The sequence below is a fragment of the Ligilactobacillus sp. MP3 genome (assembly GCF_024436335.1).
Lineage (GTDB): Bacteria > Bacillota > Bacilli > Lactobacillales > Lactobacillaceae > Ligilactobacillus > Ligilactobacillus salivarius.
This window is the reverse complement of sequence record NZ_JANFQI010000004.1, coordinates 1-17,761: the sequence shown is the minus strand read 5'-3', so window position 1 is coordinate 17,761 and position 17,761 is coordinate 1. Positions and strand designations below refer to the sequence as shown.

Below are 17,761 nucleotides of genomic sequence, written 5' to 3'. Positions count from 1 at the left end.
TTTTAAATATCAAAAGGGAAGATGTCATGAGGATATTAGAGCGTCCATTCGAGAAAACGGATTTTTATCAGAGCGAAAAGAATATTATATGATATTTATTGATCTGCTCCAACGGACGACGCTCTTCTAAAAAAACCATCGTATACTGCTATGTTTCCTAGGATGTAAAGAATAAATCTTCTTCTTTTTTGGACTGCAGAGAAATAAAAAGGCTACTCGGCATTCTGGCTGAAAGCTTCGGTAGAAATATGGGAATTAAATCAGTTTGAAACTTTGCAACAAAATTTTACTAGCTTTTATCATCATTGAAGCTGTTTTAGCTTATGTAGCGATAACTAAGATTTCAAAAGATACTAGACAATAGGTGGGATTAGTAAGTATGAAAGATTTGGTAGGATGTGTAGGCTGTATCTTCTATATTATTTTGGGTTTATTTAGTTTAGGCTTATTGGTATTTAGTTTGATTCAAATGTCGTTATAAGATGGATTAAAGACTGATTCTTAGAAATGAGAATCAATCTTTTTTGATAAAGAACCAAGAAAAGTATAATTTAGTAAAATAAAATCCGTCCAATGAATGTTTGTTCATTGAACGGATTTTTTATATTAACCTATTCAGCTTCTCCGGCATGCTCTTGATTAACGTCAACATGACGAACGGAATAACCAAGATAGAAGAGTAAACCTATTCCAAGCCAGATAAAGTAACTAATCCAAGCTGGTAGGGTGATGTTTATCATTAAAACAACACACACAACGATTGATAGGATTGGTAGGCTATTTCCAAACGGAACCTTAAATGGTCGTGGTAAATCTGGCTGTTGTTTACGTAATAAAATTACGATTAAAGAGATTAGACTGAAGACAGCCAGAGAACCAACATTAGCAATTAAAGCTAAGTTTCTCATATCCATAAATCCAGCAAGAATAGCTGCTAAAAGTCCATTTAACCATAGCGCACGGTTAGGACTGTGACTCTTAGAATTTAAGTGAGCTAGCTGCTTAGGTAAGAAACCACCACGACTCATGGACATTGTAATATTAGCTCCTGCATAAACAAAGGCAAGTACTACGGCCATGATGCCTAAAATAGCACCGGCAGAAACAATTTGGGCAGTTAAAGTGTGGCCCTTTTCTAAAAGTACAAAAGCCATGGCTTCAGCAACATTGAGTTCCTTGTAAGAAACAACCCCGGTCATTACTAGACTAACTGCTACATACAAGGCAGTTGAAACTACAAGTGAAATGATGATAGCACGAGGCAGATTATGTTGAACATTTTTAGCATCTTCTGCAGAAGTAGCGAGAGCATCAAAACCAAGAAAGGTGAAGAAAACAGTTGATGCTCCAACCATGATACCACTACCACCATATGGGAAGAAAGGATGCCAGTGAGTTGGACGTATGTGTTTAACACTAACAATAATGAATAGGAAAATTACAGTTAGTTTAATAATAACTAAAATGTTATTAAGTAGCTTACTTTCACTAGTTCCTTTTGTTAACACTAGGGTGATGAATAGAATCATGATAATCGCTGGTAAGTTCATAATACCACCTGCTGATGGTGCAGCTAGAAAAGCTTTAGGTAGATGTACACCAAATTCTGCTAAGAATGAGTGGACATAACCTGTCCATCCATTTGCAACTGTAGCTGTTGTAGTAATATAAACTCCTAATAGTGTCCAGCCAGCAAAGAAAGCCATAACTTGCCCAATGGTAACCCAGGCATAAATGTAGGCACTTCCAGAGTTAGGGATTGAAGTTGAAAGTTCAGAATAACATAGCCCAATCAAACCACTAGCAACAGCAGCTACTAAGAAAGAAAAGATAACTGCCGGACCAGCAGTAGTAGCGGCTACAATGCCAGTTAAAACCAAAATTCCAGTTCCAATCATCGCACCGATTCCCAGAATGGAAAGATCAAAAAGACCTAAAGAACGTTCGTCTTCCGACTTAATGCTGGCGTTTTTTAATACTTTATTAACGTCAATTTTATTTTTCATAGATTAGGTCGCCTCCTTTCCAAGCTAAAGGAGCAAATATTAACCTTTATAAGGTGTGAATGGAAGGTCTAAACTATCTGCAACAGCTTTAGAAGTAAGGTTACCTTGATGTGTATTAATTCCTGTAAATATTGTGTTATCGTCAGCAGCAGCTTTATCAATACCTTTATTAGCAATTTCAATAGCATAGCGTACTGTTGCACTAGAAAGTGCTTCTGTAGCTGTCTTTGGAACAGCACCAGGCATATTAGCAACTGTATAATGAATAACGTCATGTGTTACATAGATTGGATCTTCATGAGTAGTTGCTCTCACTGTTGTTTCGAAGATACCACCTTGGTCGATAGGAATATCAACGATAACAGAACCTGGTTTCATATTCTTAATCATTTCTTCTGTAACTAATTTTGGTGCTTTAGCGCCAGGAATTAGAACCGCACCGATTACTAAATCAGCTTCTTCAACAGCTTTCTTGATGTTAGCAGTATTTGACATTAAAGTTTGAATCTTTCCATCAAAGATATTATCAATTTTAGCCAAACGTTGAGCGTTAATATCAAGAATTGTAACTTGTGCTCCCATACCAACAGCAATTTTAGCAGCGTTGAAACCTACAGTACCACCACCGATTATAGTAACTTTACCGCGATGTACACCGGAAACACCACTTAATAGAATGCCTTTACCGCCATGTACTTGTTCTAAGAAATGAGATCCAACTTGAATTGACATACGACCAGCAATTTCACTCATAGGGAAGAGAAGTGGTAAACCGCCACCTCTACCAACCATTGTTTCGTATGCTACCCCTGTAACCTTCTTTTTAATTAAGGCTTCTGTTAATGGTTTATCTGCGGCCAGATGAAGATAAGTATAGATGATTTGACCTGGTTTGAAGTATTGGTATTCACTTTCCAAAGGTTCTTTAACTTTGATGACCATTTCTGTATCCCATGCTTCTTCTGCTGAACCCATTGTTGCACCAGCAGCGATATATTCTTCATCTGGGAAACCAGAGCCAACGCCAGCTCCTTTTTCAACAATTACAGAATGACCTGCATGAATTAAGCTTGCTACAGCACTTGGAGTAGCACCAACACGTTCTTCTTGCTTCTTGATTTCTTTAGGTACACCGATTAACATAATAAGATACTCCTTTCCAAATAATGAATAAATATTCAAATAATTTCTAATAATTTGTTGACAGCGCTTTCAACCTAATGCAAGAATAACACGTAAAAAGATAAATATCAACCCTAAAATCAAAAGTTTGTGAAATCTAATATCCCTTTAATTAGCGTTTTTTGGGAGTTTTTTCACAAAGTTGATCTTATATTGTTATTTATAAAACAACATTAGAACGATTGTTAGAAATGATTAATTATACATTAAGTGTATAATTAATAAATGATTAGACTGGTTGATGTGAGAGTAGATATATCAAGTAATTTATAGAAAATTTATATTAGGTTATTGAAATTGGGAAAAATAAAAAAGGACTGAATTTAATAATCTCAGTTCTTTTTAATAATTAAATAGTTTCACCATTAATTTTAAAAGTTATTTCAGGAAATTCCTTATCTGCATCTTTACCTTCTAAAAATTCTAGTGCTTCACGTCTAATTTTACTTAAATTAACACCCTGAGCTTTAGCAGCAAAGACACAACCACAGTAGCATTGGCGATAAACATCATATTCATGACACATTTCAACTGAACGTTGATAACCACCATTTTTCTTGAAATCACTAGGTAGATAGTGAGTAGTATATAAACTTTGTACCTCTAAGCCAACTTGGTTAATAACTTGGGAATTTTTGTGTGGACTGATTGTCAATGCACTTCCAAAGTAATCAAAACCTAACTCTACAGCTTTTTGAGCCACTTTATCTAGGCGATAGTCATAACATACACGACAACGTGCGCCACCTTCGACTTCTTTTTCTAGTCCACGAACTTTCTCAAAATATTCTTGTGGTTCATAAGGGGCAGATATGAACTTAACATTATTTCCAGTGTTTTCATTGAAATAATGAATGAATTTTTGTTGAACATATTTTCTACGTTGATATTCAGCACGTGGATGAATGTTAGAATTAGCATAGTAAACAGTAGCATCAGCAAATTTTGTTAAGTACTCAAGCGTGTATGTACTACATGGTGCACAACAACTGTGTAAAAGAATACGTGGGCGAGTGTCAGCTTCTTCCCATTTCTTAACCATTTTTTGCATGACCTTATCGTAATTGATCTTTTGATTTTTATTCATTTTAGCAAGAATTTCTTCTACATCTATCAATTGACTCATCTCGATTCTATAACGAACTCAAATACTATAATACCAGTCGATAAGCGATATTTAAACCCTAAAAATAAGTGATTTTGGTAGTTGGACTAATTTTCTTGACGCAAATCAGAATAGTATTTATCAATGTAAGCTTTATAACTGACAGCCATAATAATATTATGTAACATACGCTGATATTCGGTATGCTCATTGCCTATTTCATCTAATTCAGTTTTCAAACCAAAGACATACGGAAGAATATTTTCCAATTCTTCTACAAAATAATTATAGGCAACTTTAGTTGAGTATGTTCGTCTTTGTAGTTCGATTGCTGCTTTTAAATCGCTAAGTTGCATTACATTTTTAGCAACAGCTATAAAGAATAATTCTGCAATTTGATCAGCTGCGTAACGCTTTTTAACGGGACGGCGAATTAACTTGTGTTTAACATAATTACTAATCATTGAATTAGTTAGTTTTACGTCTCCTAAGATTTCAAGCCTTTCACTGATGTACGCTGCAGTTTGATCTAAATATAATTCAACTTCAGGTAAATCGTCATATCGTGGTAGTTTAAAATTTTGGATACTTTGGCTTATTTTAAATTCTCTATTCATAAATTAATACCTCGCTATCCTCAGTATATAGGCAAAAATATAATTTATCAATAAAAAACTTATCATCAGTTTTTCAAAAACCGTTGACAATGTTTTTCATATTTTGTAAGCTTAATGAGAATTCTATAAATTAAGTAGGTAATAAAGTATGAAGAAAATAATTACAGATTCAGCAGCAAATTTAAACGTAACTACATTGAATGATATTGAATATCAGAGCGTAGGTTTAACTTTAGTTTGTGGGGATAAAGTATTTTTAGATGGTGCTGATTTTGATCAAGCAGAATTCGATAAGTTTATCGAAAACAGTTCAACAGAAATAAAATCTTCTTGTCCTAGTGTTGAAAGTTACTTGGCAGCAATAGGGGATGCTGATGAAGTATATATTTTTACAATTTCAAGTGCGCTTTCGGGTTCGTATAATACTGCGCAAACAGCTAAAAAAATGATTCTAGAGGAAGATCCAAATAGAAAAATACACGTCTTTGATACAAAAGCAGCAGGTCCAGCAGAACGTATGGCAGCTGTTAAAGCTAGTGAATTACTGAATGAAGGGGTAGATTTTTTTGAAGTAGTAACACAAGTTCAATGTTATATCGATCATTTGAAGATCTTCTTTAGCTTACAATCATTAACGAATTTAGCAAATAATGGTCGAATAAATAAAACTGTTGCGAAACTTGCAGGAGTCTTAAAAATTAATGTGCTAGGTTGGGCAAATGAAGAAGGAAAGATTGAACAATTAGGAAAAGCACGTGGAGCTAAACGAGCATATCAATCTTTGGTAGATATATTAGTTAAGCATAATCTTAATAGTAAAAAAGTGGTAATTGATCACGCAAACAATGAAAAAGGTGCATTAGCTTTGAAAGATTTAATCCAATCCAAGTATCCTGATTGTCAGATAGAAATTGGAATTTGTACAGTACTATGTAGCTTTTATGCAGAAAAAGGTGGTTTAATGGTTGGCTGTGCTGTGAATGATGGTTAAAAATAAAATTTATTAATAAGAATTCCTCATCCTTTTGGGTGGGGATTTTTATTTGGAAAATTCTGTAAAATAAAGCTTTTCTATAATATTATAAAAAAGGATACGTAAGAGTAATGCTACATTAATTTTATCGTTTAGTTTTGGATACAATAAATGAATAAGAAAGCTATTTATAGGAGAGAGTAAAATGATAAGAGAATTTCAAATATCAGACACTCAGATAGTTATGCAGTTATGGCTTGCGGGAAATGAAGATGCCCATTCTTTCATTGCTAAAGAGTATTGGAAAGCTAATTTTGAAGAAGTGGAAAAACAATTATTGAAAGCTGATATCTTTGTTTATGATTTAAATGGAGAAATAAAGGGATTTATTGGACTGATGGATGAATATATTGCAGGGATTTTTGTTGATAAAGCGTATCGTTCTCAAGGTATTGGTAGGCAACTTTTGGAATATGTAAAACAATTGCACAGTACATTGTCATTAAATGTGTATCAAAAGAATGAACGTGCATTAAGATTTTATCGTGAAAATGGGTTTACTATTGTTTCTAAGCAGAATGATGAACATACAGGGGAAATTGAATTTACGATGATTTGGAATAAAAATAAAGTCGAATAAATTCTAAATTTTAGCGAGAAAATTTTTGAATTGCGTATATTATTATTAGCACTGAAAAATGGGGGATAAATTATGAGTACAGTAAATATGAAAAAATTAAAGAATTTAACTCAATATAATTTTACTGCAACTTTTATTAAAGCAGATGTAACTGTTCGTGAAAGAAAATCAAGTAGCTTAGAATACATATATCCAACTGTATTGTTAAAAAATGTATGTTTAGCGGATACTGGAGAATTAATCGCTAAATATTATTGGTTGGGATATGGGAAAAATCTGGCTAAACTTGGAAGGCTAACATCAGGTACGCAATTAAATTTTGAAGCAAGACCAGACATTAACGTTTTAGGAAACAAAAATAATGGAGATATTGCATCTTTAATTACATGGCCAAAGAAATTTCAAAGACTGGATAAAACATATCAATATCAAGCTATTCCTGAAAACGAAAATCAATTGGTAGGATATATACTATCTAATAAAAAACAAGAATATAATGAGAATGAACAATGGTATCTGGATCAATATAAGTTATGGCGAGAAGAAAATGGAGATGAATTAGATACTGTTGTGGAAGATATACCGGCAATAGATAATTATCAAGATATAAAAGTGGAAGATGTTTTAGATAATAAATTAGAAAAGTATGTTGCCATAAGATCAGAAGAATTATCAGATAGTGAAAACAGAAAATACGTAATAATTGACAGAGAGACAAAGAAAATTCTGGATGATAACAATAGTTTGGGCTATCTAAAAGTTAAAGATGCTTATGAAAGTTATGAACATCGCTTAATTAATGCTAAAGAACGTTATCGAAAACGTCGTGCATTAAGTTGGTTATTGAATCATGCTGATTTTGATAAGAAATTATTGGAAATTTATGTTGAAATAACTGATAAAGGCCAATGGGAAGGTTATATCAGTTTTGATAAAAAATTAGTTGAAGATTTGTTGTTACAAGGAAATCATACTCATTTAGAATTTACTTCTAAAGATTTACTTGAAGTTTGGTACAAAAGATAAGAGAAAGAGACACAAGAAGACCCTAACTCAATTGCAAGTTAGGGTCTTTTAATCTGTTAATAATTATTTGTTAACAGCATCTTTCAAGCCTTTACCTGGTTTAAATGCAGGAACTTTAGATGCTGGAATTTCGATTTCCTTACCTGTTTGTGGGTTACGACCCTTGCGAGCTGCACGTTCACGTACTTCGAAGTTACCAAAGCCGATGATTTGTACTTTCTTACCATCTACTAAAGCTTCTTTAACTGTTTCTGTGAATGCTGAAACAGCTGCTTCTGCTTCTTTCTTAGTTGTACCCATCTTTTCTGCGATAGCTTCTACTAATTCGTTCTTGTTCATTAATAATCACTCCCAATAAATATAGGTATTAGGGCTATAAAACCTTAATCTTCTGCAATTGTACTATATTCAAATGTGTTTTTGCAAGGGCTTTATAAAAAAATTAAAAGAATTATAGCATTAAAACAAGAAAAATTAAATAGAACTTGTTAATTAGAAAATATACAAAATATTCATCACAAATACATGAATAAATTATTAAAAAATGATTGTTTGAAGATTAAAAACATGTTAATATAAAAGCAACTTTTAGAAGAAGGAGATGAAGTGCATGGAAAAGTTGCTAGGTGAAAAACGCCGCTACAAGCTTTATAAAGCTAAATCTAAGTGGGTGGTGTCAGCGATTATTACTATTTCTGGAGTTACATTTTTAGTGACAAGTCCAGTTTCTAACGCTCAAGCCGATACCGTTAATGGTAGTGAAAGTGTAAAAACAGAAGCTACTCAGGCATCAGGTTCGAGTGTACAGGATAATGCGACAGCTCAAACAACTGTTACAACCAATAGTAATAGTTCTAACAATGTTTCTAATGTTCAAACTGATACCGTAAAAGAAGTAGCAACGAGTAATGTTGACTCAGTAGCTAGTCAAAATCAAGCTACGACTGCTCAACAAGTAAAGTCTACTGCTGATACAAATCAAGAAACAGTACCACCAACGACTTATCAAGACCATGTCAAAGGAAATGTTCAAGCCGCATGGGATAATGGTTATAAAGGTCAAGGTATGGTAGTTGCTGTGATTGATTCTGGTGCTGATACAAACCATAAAGATTTCTCTAAAGCTCCTGAATCTCCAGCAATTTCTAAGGAAGATGCTGACAAGAAGATTAGCGAGCTAGGCTACGGGAAATATGCTTCAGAGAAATTCCCATTCGTATATAATTATGCGAGTCGTGACAACAACTGGGTTAAAGATGATGGCCCAGGTGCATCAGAACACGGTCAACACGTTGCTGGTATCATTGGTGCTGACGGCCAACCAAATGGCAATGAACGCTATGCAGTAGGGGTAGCACCTGAAACACAGTTAATGATGATGCGAGTATTTAATGATCAATTTGCTGATGAAAATACTGATGATATTGCTCAAGCAATTTATGACGCAGTTAAATTAGGTGCTAATGTAATTCAAATGTCCTTAGGTCAAGGCGTCGCAGCTGCTAATTTGAATGATGTAGAGCAAAAAGCAGTTGAATATGCAACTCAACATGGTGTATTCGTCTCCATTTCAGCTTCTAACAATGGTAATTCGGCAAGTGTTACTGGTGAAGAAGTTCCTTATGAACCAGGTGGAGCAGACGGAAACTTTGAACCATTCTCTAGTAGTACGGTAGCTAATCCAGGTGCATCGCGCAATGCAATGACAGTTGCAGCTGAAAACTCGGTTGTAGGTGCTGGTGATGACATGGCAGGCTTCTCTTCTTGGGGTCCATTACAAGATTTCACTTTAAAACCAGATGTATCAGCTCCTGGGGTTAGTGTAACTTCAACAGGGAACGATAATCGTTATAATACTATGAGTGGAACTTCTATGGCTGGTCCATTTAATGCTGGGGTTGCAGCTTTAGTAATGCAAAGATTAAAAGCTACTACTAACTTAAGTGGAGCAGATTTAGTTCAAGCTACTAAAGCTTTAATCATGAATACAGCTAAACCAATGACGCAACAAGGATATGACACTCCAGTTTCTCCTAGACGTCAAGGTGCTGGTGAAATTGATGCAGGTGCTGCAACAGAATCTCCAGTATATGTTGTGGCAGCAGACGGCACAAGTTCTGTATCTTTGAGAAAAGTTGGAGATTCAACTCGATTTGCACTAACATTTAAGAACTTATCCGATAAAGATCAAACATATACTTTTGATGATTTTGGTGGTGGATTAACTGAAGTGCGCGATGCTGATACAGGAACTTTCCACGATGTTTATCTAGCAGGAGCACATGTCTATGGAGATAAGACAGTAACCGTTAAAGCTGGACAAAGCGCAACTTATAATTTCACATTATCTTTAACAGGTTTGAAAAAAAATCAATTAGTTGAAGGTTGGTTGAGATTTGTAGGAAATGATGGTCAAAATCAACTAGTAGTTCCATATCTTGCATATTATGGTGATATGACAAGTGAAGATGTATTTGACAAAGCTGCTAATCAAGAAGGCACAGTCTATGGTGGTAACTACTTTGTTAATGAAGATAACTATCCAAGAGGGGTAGCTGATGAAGATTCCTTAAAGGCTTTAGTAAATCTTGAAGGTAATTATAATTGGCAACAAGTTGCTAAATTATACCAAGATGGAAAAGTTGCATTCTCACCAAATGCTGATGGTAAGAGTGACTTATTAAAACCATATGCCTTTGTTAAACAAAATCTAAAGGATCTTAAAGTTGAAGTATTAGATAAGAGTGGAAAAGTTGTTCGTGTAGTTGCAGATGAACAAGGTCTGGATAAGTCTTACTATGAAAGTGGAGTTAATAAAGACGTAACTTTATCAGTTTCAATGCGTAATAATCCAAATACTTTGGCTTGGGATGGAAAAGTATACGATGATAAGACTGGTGAAATGGTAAATGCAGCAGATGGTGAATATACATATCGTTATGTTGCTACTTTGTATAATGATGGTGCAAATAAGGTTCAAACAGCTGATTATCCAGTAGTTATCGACACAACAGCTCCAGTATTATCAAATGTTAAGTATGATGCTACGACACATACTTTAAGCTTTGATTATAAAGATACAGGATCTGGCTTTACAGATTATTCTTATGCAGTAGTTAAAGTCAATGATAAAACATTTGGCTATAAGTTAAATGATGGCAAGAATTCGAAATTCTTAAATGCAGCTAAAACATCAGGAACATTTAAAGCCGTATTAGATAGTGATACTTTAGCAGCACTAACTGCAGCTAAGAATGCTTTATCAGTTGCAGTTAGCGATGTAGCTGATAATACTTCAACAGTAACCTTACTGGTAAATGGAAATAATGATGCAACAACTAAAGTATCTGTTTGGAATGCAACTAACGGATTAGAACTCGATCAAAGTTCTCCAGATTATCAAGCAGCAACTTCAACTTATAACTTACGTGGGAATGCAACATCTGATTTCTATTACAATGGTGCATTAGTTCAAGTTGATAACAGTGGTAATTTTGTGGTTCCTGTAAGTACAAGTGATACTGCGGTTGTCTTCACATCAGATGCAGCTGGTAAGAATGTAGTATATAAATTGAATACAGCAACTCCAAAGGCTGTTTTTGCATGGCAAGTAAATAATACTGTTAAGAAAAACTTTGGTATTGTTTTAGATACAGTCGTAAGCAACAACAAGGATAATGTAGTCGTACAAGCAGCGGTTACTAAGGGGGATAATGTTGAAGTTTATGCACGCGACTACTTCACAGGCGCAGTATATAAAGCAGATGTAAAAGATGGATTAGCAACTTTCCACGTAAAAGTAACTAACAAGAGTGGTAGAACGGTATTATTAGGATGGACAGAAGTTGCAGGACCAACATTTAATGATGTTCAAAGAACTTCTGCAAATGGTGTTTATTTGGGTGTTGATACAGATCCAGAGAATCCTACGCCAGCACCAGCCTTTACAAATGTGGAACAACTAGGAACAAATGTTGTTCAAGAAAAAGCTGATTCTGCTACAATTGGTAATCCAGGAGATTTGCCAGGACACAGTCTAAAGGATCTAACAACACGTGCAGATGCCAACCCTAATATTCACTTTGACTACTTGAAAGATAATGATTACAACTGGGTAGGCGCACAAGCTGTGAAAGATGGAGTATATAACCCATCAACACAAGTATTTACTTTAACAGGTAAGGTTGATCCAAATGTCAAATCATTGGTGGTATTGGGAGATAGTTACAATGAAGATGATCCTGTAAATAAGGTTAACTTAAATAGTGATGGAACATTTAGTTTCCAATTCCATACAGCACCAACTTCACAAAGACCTGTTGCTTACATCTATACAAAAGATGATGGTTCAACAACTAGAGGTACAATGGAGTTAATCTTAGATACAGTTCTTCCAACACTTAGCTTAAATAATGTGGCTAATTTACAATTAGATAGCAATGGTGATTACCAAGTCTACACTAATAATAAAGACTTTAGTGTATCTGGAGAAGCTACTGATAATTTGGACGGATATCGTTTCTTCTTCAATGGAGATAATGATTATCGTGAATTCCACAATTCTGGTGTGAACTTTGTTACTGAAGCACATCAAGATGGAAGCACAGTAACTAATCCATATCCAGCATATAAGTTTAGCAAGACATTTAACTTAGCTGATGCAACTGGCGAAACAACACACGTATATACATTGAGTGTAGTTGACTTGACAGGTAATACTGTAACTAGGAAGTTCTATGTTCACTATCAACCAGCTAGTGATGCAGTCAAGACTGTAACAACTGATAAAGATGGGGCAACAAAAGTCCTAGTGGATTACAGTACTAATACATTGCAAGTAAAAGATAATACTGGTAACTGGGTAAATACTACTGCTGGAGTTGAAGCTGCTAAGAATTATCGAGTAGTTAATGAATATGGTAATGTAGTATTGCTACTAAATGTTCTTGCAGATAAAGAACAAGACAATAATAAAGTACAAGTTAATGAAGTTACAAATAATAAAGTACGAGTTAATGAAGTTACAAATAATAAAGTAGAACAAACAGTAGTAACTAAGACTGTTTCAAATAAATCTGTAGCTAAAGTGGGCAAAAAAGCTACAGAACCGGTAAAAGTATTACCACAAACTGGTGAAAATAACAGTAAATCTACTTCTGTTCTAGGTGCAGTCTTAGCCTCAATCGCAGGATTCTTAGGTGCATTAGGCTTAAGACGTGTTAAAAAAGATTAATAAGTAATAACAAAGTGTCATTTGAGATATGAGTGAATCTCAATGGCACTTTTTTGGTTTGAGTTGAAATTATGGTTAATTGATATAAAAAGTGATATCATAATGATATCAAGAAAGAAGGTGGCGGAATGACACAAGATGAGAAAATGACTTCATTTTTGTTTAGGTTATCAAAAGATTTGAAACAAAAATTAGAAAAAAGAGCACAGCTTGAAAATAAAAGTGTCAATGCAACTTTGCAAGAAATTGTATCGGTAACTTTAAAAGATCCATCTAAGCAAGTAGAACAGGGTTCACTTGAGCAAAGAAATTTTTTAGGTCATAAAGTAGCTGGTCAAGAAATTGATCAAGTCAATGGATTAGTTAGTATTAAAGGTATTTATTATCGGTATTTGATTGAAGGAAATCAATCAGTAAATGAAAATATTGACTACATCGTAATTGAAGCAGTAGGCAATATAATAACTTTAAGACCGCTTACAACATAGAGAAGAGGTAGTATCATGTTAGGAATAAAAATTGTTCGACAAAATTGTCAAGGGTTAGTAGAAACGTTAGGAAAATATAGCCGAAGTGTTGAAGCTGGGTTACACTTTTATATTCCTTTTATTCAACGAATTCAATCAGTAGAATTAGCAATGCATCCATTAAGATTAGAAAAATATTCAGTAATAACTCAAGATAATGCGGAGATTGAAGCTAGTGTAACTTTAAATTATCATGTGACAGATGCAAAAAAGTATACTTATGAAAATACTGATTCAGTTGAGTCAATGGCACAATTAGTTAGAGGACATTTACGTGATATCATTGGTCGAATGGATTTGAATGCAGCGTTAGGATCTACTTCAAAGATTAATGCCGAATTAGCTAGTGCAATTGGTGATTTGACCAATATCTATGGTATTAACGTAGATCGCGTTAATATTGATGAGTTGACCCCTTCTGTTGAAATACAAAAAGCAATGGATAAACAATTGACAGCTGATAGGGAAAGAGTAGCAGTAATTGCGAAAGCTGAGGGTGAGGCTAGAAACATTAAATTAACAACAGATGCAAAGAATCAAGCATTAGTTGAGACTGCTCAAGCTGAAGCAGAAGCTACAAAAAAACGTGCAGATGCTGAAAGTTACCGAATTAAAAAAATTCAGGAGGCACTGGAGTCAGTATCAGATAATTACTTTAAAGATCAGAGTATTGTAGCATTTACTAAGCTAGCTCAATCAGATACTAATTTAGTAGTTATGTCAAAAGAAGAAATTTCTGATTTAGGTAATATTCCTGTGATTGAAAAAATGTTAGAAATGAAAAAATAGTATAATTCACCATGGTATAGATAAGATTGGATTATATAAGGAAGGTAAAGAGTATGGCGAAAAATGATTATTATGTGATTGTATATCGGGTTTTAATGTATTTGTATAATTGTTTAAGACAAGATGAGGTAGTCGATATGCAAAAACTAACACCTGAATACCTTCATATTAATCAAAGATACTTTGAGTATATTTTTGATACTTTAAATGATGAAGGATTAATTCTTAATAAAGCATATTACGAAGATATGCTTGGAAAACATTTAGAATCTGATATTATGATCAGTCCTAAAGGAATTTCATTTTTACATGAAAATAGTACTATTGATAAAGTCAAGAAGTCAGTTAAGGGAATTGCTGTTATTATTAGTGATATTCCTGGATTATAATATATCAACCTGAGCAAGTCGATAGTATGCTCTTTTTATGAACGAGAAAAACGATGAGATCAATAGTATTGAGGCAATATATTTGATAAAATGTTAAAAGTTAAATAAAATAATGTTGTACATAACTCTATGGAAAGAAGATGATATCATGGCAGAAGAATTACCAAGCTACAAGACAGAATTAATTTCAATCGAAAATTTGGAAAAAGACTACTATGAAATAAAGATTAAAAAACCTAATGATATGAATTGGGTGGCAGGTCAATACATGAGACTAGGCTTACCTACTAAAGAAATTACAGAAAAGAAAAAGTTACGTGCATTATCATTTGCTTCCTTACCTGAAGATGATGTAATCTTGCTAGGTACAAGAACAGGTAAAGAAATCAGTAACTTTAAACAAAATCTTTTAACTGTACAACCAGGTGAAGAAGTAGAAGTTAAAGGGCCATTAGGTCAATTTACACTTCCTGAAGATGAAAACCAAGCATTAGTGTTTTTTGCTGGTGGGGTAGGTGTTACACCTATTAGAGCATTACTTGAAAAACTAGCTAAAGACAAGAGTGAACGTACGATTAAATTTGTATATTCATCTTTGGATTATTATTTCTACAAAGAAGACTTTGCTGAATTTAAGAAATCATTACCAAATGCAGAATTTATTTTTGTTCACGATGAAAATGATGTAGATAGAGAATTAACAAAGTTGACAAGCGAACTAGCTAATGATGCGTTATATTATGTATCTTCTTCAGAAAAGATTGTTGAAGCAGTAAGTCAATCTTTACAAGACAAGGGAATTGATGAAGAAAATATTAAACATGATATCTTATACGGATACTAAAATTATATAGATACGCAAAAATCTCTAAATATACAATGTGTATACTTAGAGATTTTTTCTATATTTTTTTAGAAATTGGTAATTTAAATAATATTGGAAAAATAGCAACAACCAAAATTACAATGAAAGGTTCTGTTGCAAAGTTTTAAATCTACTATCAAATAAGGTAGAATAATAGAAAAAGATAGCAGGAGGAATGACGATGAATCATTTTAAAGGAAAGCAATTTCAGCAGGATGTGATTATTGTAGCCGTGGGCTACTATCTTCGTTATAACCTTAGCTATCGTGAAGTTCAAGAAATCTTATATGATCGTGGCATTAACGTTTCTCATACGACGATTTATCGTTGGGTGCAAGAATATGGCAAACTACTCTATCAAATTTGGAAAAAGAAAAATAAAAAATCCTTTTATTCATGGAAAATGGATGAAACGTACATCAAAATTAAAGGAAAATGGCATTATTTGTATCGAGCCATCGATGCAGATGGTTTAACCTTGGATATTTGGTTACGTAAAAAACGGGACACACAAGCAGCCTATGCTTTTCTTAAGCGGTTAGTGAAGCAGTTTGATGAACCGAAGGTTGTAGTCACAGATAAAGCCCCCTCTATTACAAGTGCCTTTAAGAAACTAAAAGAATACGGCTTTTATCAAGGGACAGAACATCACAGTTGAATTTAATAGAGAAGCCTGGCTTCTATTAAGAAATACTTTTCTTGATGAGCGTCAATTTTTTTAACGGAAATCTATCCTATACTAAATTCAGTAAAGAAAAAGGAGGAATCAAAGAAAGCTATTTTAAACAAACCAAAATTATAGGAGGAATAAATCAAATCATGACTGAAAATAAAGCTACTCAAGAAAGAACACCCCAAGAAAGATTGCAAGAAGAACAAGAACACAAGGAACATGTTCATCATACGAAAATTAATGCAGCGGCCATTGCGGATCATCTTTTAGGCAACATGCATACATTACATGTGAAACTGCACCAATATCACTGGTATGTAAAAGGAGCCAATTTCTTTACGTTGCATGAAAAATTTGAAGAGTTGTATAACGAAAATGAAAAATGGTTCGACAAACTTGCGGAGCGTCTAATTACTTCTGGGCATAAACCTGCTTCGACAACGGTTGAATTTGAAAAATATTCGATACTTTCGGAAGATGCAGTTAATAAATACTCTAAAGCAGAAGACATGGTTGAAAATATTATCGAGGACTTCAGAAGCACTCGTGACCTAACTATTCGCGCGATTCGTTTAGCTCAAGACGAGGGTGACGATGCTTTAGAAGATACATTGATTGCTTTTAAAAATGACTTAGACAAGAACATTTGGATGCTGCAAGCGTTCATTGGTAAAGAAGCATTAGAAGATGATGACGCTCTTAATGAGGATGAAGATTAAGGTAAAAGTAGAAGCTGATTTAGGGATTGGAATTCTTTCCAGTCCTTTTTCCATTTTTTTGATGTACATCAATTTTTTTGTAGTAAGAGACTTATATAATAAAAGCAGCGAATATAAATAAAATAAATAAAGGGGGAGAATGAATTGACTAAACATACCCATCATGAAATTGGCGACCACGCAGCCTGTATCCGCTTGGTTCCAATATTCAATCACTTAGAGGATAGCGCGATGAATTACATTGCTGAAAAAGCCCACACGAAACAGTATAAAAAAGGAGAGTTTCTGTTTCGTTCACAAGAAAAAGAGGATACTTTATATATTATCAATCGTGGGAAAATCCGTATTTATCGATTAGCAGACTCTGGCAAAGAGCAGCTAGTGCGGATCTTGAACCCTGGTGATTTCACCGGAGAATGGACCTTGTTCAACCCGGATGCAGTACACGAGGAATATGCCGAAGCAATCCGAGATACCGTTGTCTGTATGATTCAGCAAAAAGATGTCCAAGATTTTTTGGAACAATACCCAGCTATTTCTTTAAAACTATTGGCGGAAATGTCTAAACGGTTAGAAAGTTCAGAACGTCAAACGACACAAGTAGCCTTGGAGAGTGTCATTACCCGTTTAGTTTTGTTTTTGGCAGAAAATGTGGAACCTGAAATGGGCAACTCTCCCACCATCACCCTGCCGATGGGAAAAAAGGACATTGCTTCCTATTTAGGAACGACACCTGAGACCATCAGTCGCAAATTTGGAGAATTGGAGGACGAGGGATTGATTCAACAGCTGTCTGGGAAAAGGATCAAGATTCTGGATTTAGATGATTTATTGCTTTACAGCGAATAATCGGACACACTTTTTTCTACACGTTGGTATTCTGTCGCTCTTCATTAACAACGGGACAGAACTCAGTGCTTTTGCTTCCATCTGTCCGTTTTTAGTTTTTTTAATGACGATTTGGCGGAAATCACCTTACTTTAGTGAGGGGATGGATAGCCTAAGCCTAGGACTCGT

General features: G+C 34.3%; 15 protein-coding genes and 1 pseudogene. 11 read left to right on the top strand and 5 right to left on the bottom strand.

What is annotated here, in order from left to right; translation table 11 throughout:
* Positions 1-611: 611 nt before the first annotated feature.
* The 4 genes from NOU10_RS03985 to NOU10_RS03970 form a co-directional block, all read right to left on the bottom strand.
* Positions 612-2,006, bottom strand: coding sequence for an APC family permease (locus NOU10_RS03985; RefSeq protein WP_255906073.1), 1,395 nt, complete (start codon positions 2,004-2,006; stop codon positions 612-614).
* Positions 2,007-2,045: 39 nt separating this feature from the next.
* Complete coding sequence (ald, locus tag NOU10_RS03980; protein WP_255906072.1) at positions 2,046-3,149, bottom strand: alanine dehydrogenase; 1,104 nt, start codon at positions 3,147-3,149, stop codon at positions 2,046-2,048.
* Between the two features lie 388 nt (positions 3,150-3,537).
* On the bottom strand, positions 3,538-4,305 hold the full coding sequence (locus tag NOU10_RS03975) for an epoxyqueuosine reductase QueH (protein ID WP_255906071.1): 768 nt from the start codon (positions 4,303-4,305) through the stop codon (positions 3,538-3,540).
* A gap of 95 nt (positions 4,306-4,400) precedes the next feature.
* Complete coding sequence (locus tag NOU10_RS03970) at positions 4,401-4,910, bottom strand: DUF1836 domain-containing protein (RefSeq protein WP_255906070.1); 510 nt, start codon at positions 4,908-4,910, stop codon at positions 4,401-4,403.
* 148 nt (positions 4,911-5,058) lie between these two features.
* Between NOU10_RS03970 and NOU10_RS03965 the strand changes: the two genes are divergently transcribed.
* From NOU10_RS03965 to NOU10_RS03955, 3 genes are all read left to right on the top strand, one after another.
* A complete protein-coding gene (locus NOU10_RS03965; protein WP_255906069.1) occupies positions 5,059-5,901 on the top strand; it encodes a DegV family protein in 843 nt (280 codons plus the stop codon).
* A 187-nt stretch (positions 5,902-6,088) separates the two neighbouring features.
* On the top strand, positions 6,089-6,523 hold the full coding sequence (locus tag NOU10_RS03960; RefSeq protein ID WP_087251419.1) for an N-acetyltransferase: 435 nt from the start codon (positions 6,089-6,091) through the stop codon (positions 6,521-6,523).
* A gap of 72 nt (positions 6,524-6,595) precedes the next feature.
* Positions 6,596-7,549, top strand: a complete 954-nt coding sequence (locus NOU10_RS03955) for a hypothetical protein (RefSeq protein WP_255906068.1) — start codon at positions 6,596-6,598, stop codon at positions 7,547-7,549.
* Between the two features lie 63 nt (positions 7,550-7,612).
* Here the strand turns inward: NOU10_RS03955 and NOU10_RS03950 are convergent, their stop codons facing one another.
* A complete protein-coding gene (locus tag NOU10_RS03950) occupies positions 7,613-7,888 on the bottom strand; it encodes an HU family DNA-binding protein (protein ID WP_003699254.1) in 276 nt (91 codons plus the stop codon).
* A gap of 271 nt (positions 7,889-8,159) precedes the next feature.
* Between NOU10_RS03950 and NOU10_RS03945 the strand changes: the two genes are divergently transcribed.
* The 8 genes and pseudogenes from NOU10_RS03945 to NOU10_RS03910 all read left to right on the top strand — a co-directional run bounded on the left by NOU10_RS03945 (position 8,160) and on the right by NOU10_RS03910 (position 17,593).
* A complete protein-coding gene (locus tag NOU10_RS03945; protein ID WP_255906067.1) occupies positions 8,160-12,782 on the top strand; it encodes a S8 family serine peptidase in 4,623 nt (1,540 codons plus the stop codon).
* 128 nt (positions 12,783-12,910) lie between these two features.
* Entirely contained in the window at positions 12,911-13,270 is a 360-nt protein-coding gene (locus NOU10_RS03940; protein WP_255906066.1) for a hypothetical protein, read from the top strand.
* A gap of 15 nt (positions 13,271-13,285) precedes the next feature.
* Positions 13,286-14,098, top strand: a complete 813-nt coding sequence (locus NOU10_RS03935; RefSeq protein ID WP_003706971.1) for an SPFH domain-containing protein — start codon at positions 13,286-13,288, stop codon at positions 14,096-14,098.
* A gap of 53 nt (positions 14,099-14,151) precedes the next feature.
* Positions 14,152-14,487, top strand: a complete 336-nt coding sequence (locus NOU10_RS03930; RefSeq protein ID WP_167370873.1) for a YjcQ family protein — start codon at positions 14,152-14,154, stop codon at positions 14,485-14,487.
* A 148-nt stretch (positions 14,488-14,635) separates the two neighbouring features.
* Entirely contained in the window at positions 14,636-15,331 is a 696-nt protein-coding gene (locus NOU10_RS03925) for an FAD-dependent oxidoreductase (RefSeq protein WP_255906065.1), read from the top strand.
* Between the two features lie 202 nt (positions 15,332-15,533).
* A pseudogene (locus tag NOU10_RS03920) lies at positions 15,534-16,007 on the top strand (IS6-like element IS1216 family transposase); the annotation flags it as partial.
* Positions 16,008-16,171: 164 nt separating this feature from the next.
* Positions 16,172-16,744: a Dps family protein gene (locus NOU10_RS03915; protein ID WP_255906064.1), complete on the top strand. Its 573-nt coding sequence runs from the start codon at positions 16,172-16,174 to the stop codon at positions 16,742-16,744.
* A gap of 144 nt (positions 16,745-16,888) precedes the next feature.
* On the top strand, positions 16,889-17,593 hold the full coding sequence (locus NOU10_RS03910) for a Crp/Fnr family transcriptional regulator (RefSeq protein WP_255906063.1): 705 nt from the start codon (positions 16,889-16,891) through the stop codon (positions 17,591-17,593).
* The last annotated feature ends 168 nt before the right edge of the window (positions 17,594-17,761 follow it).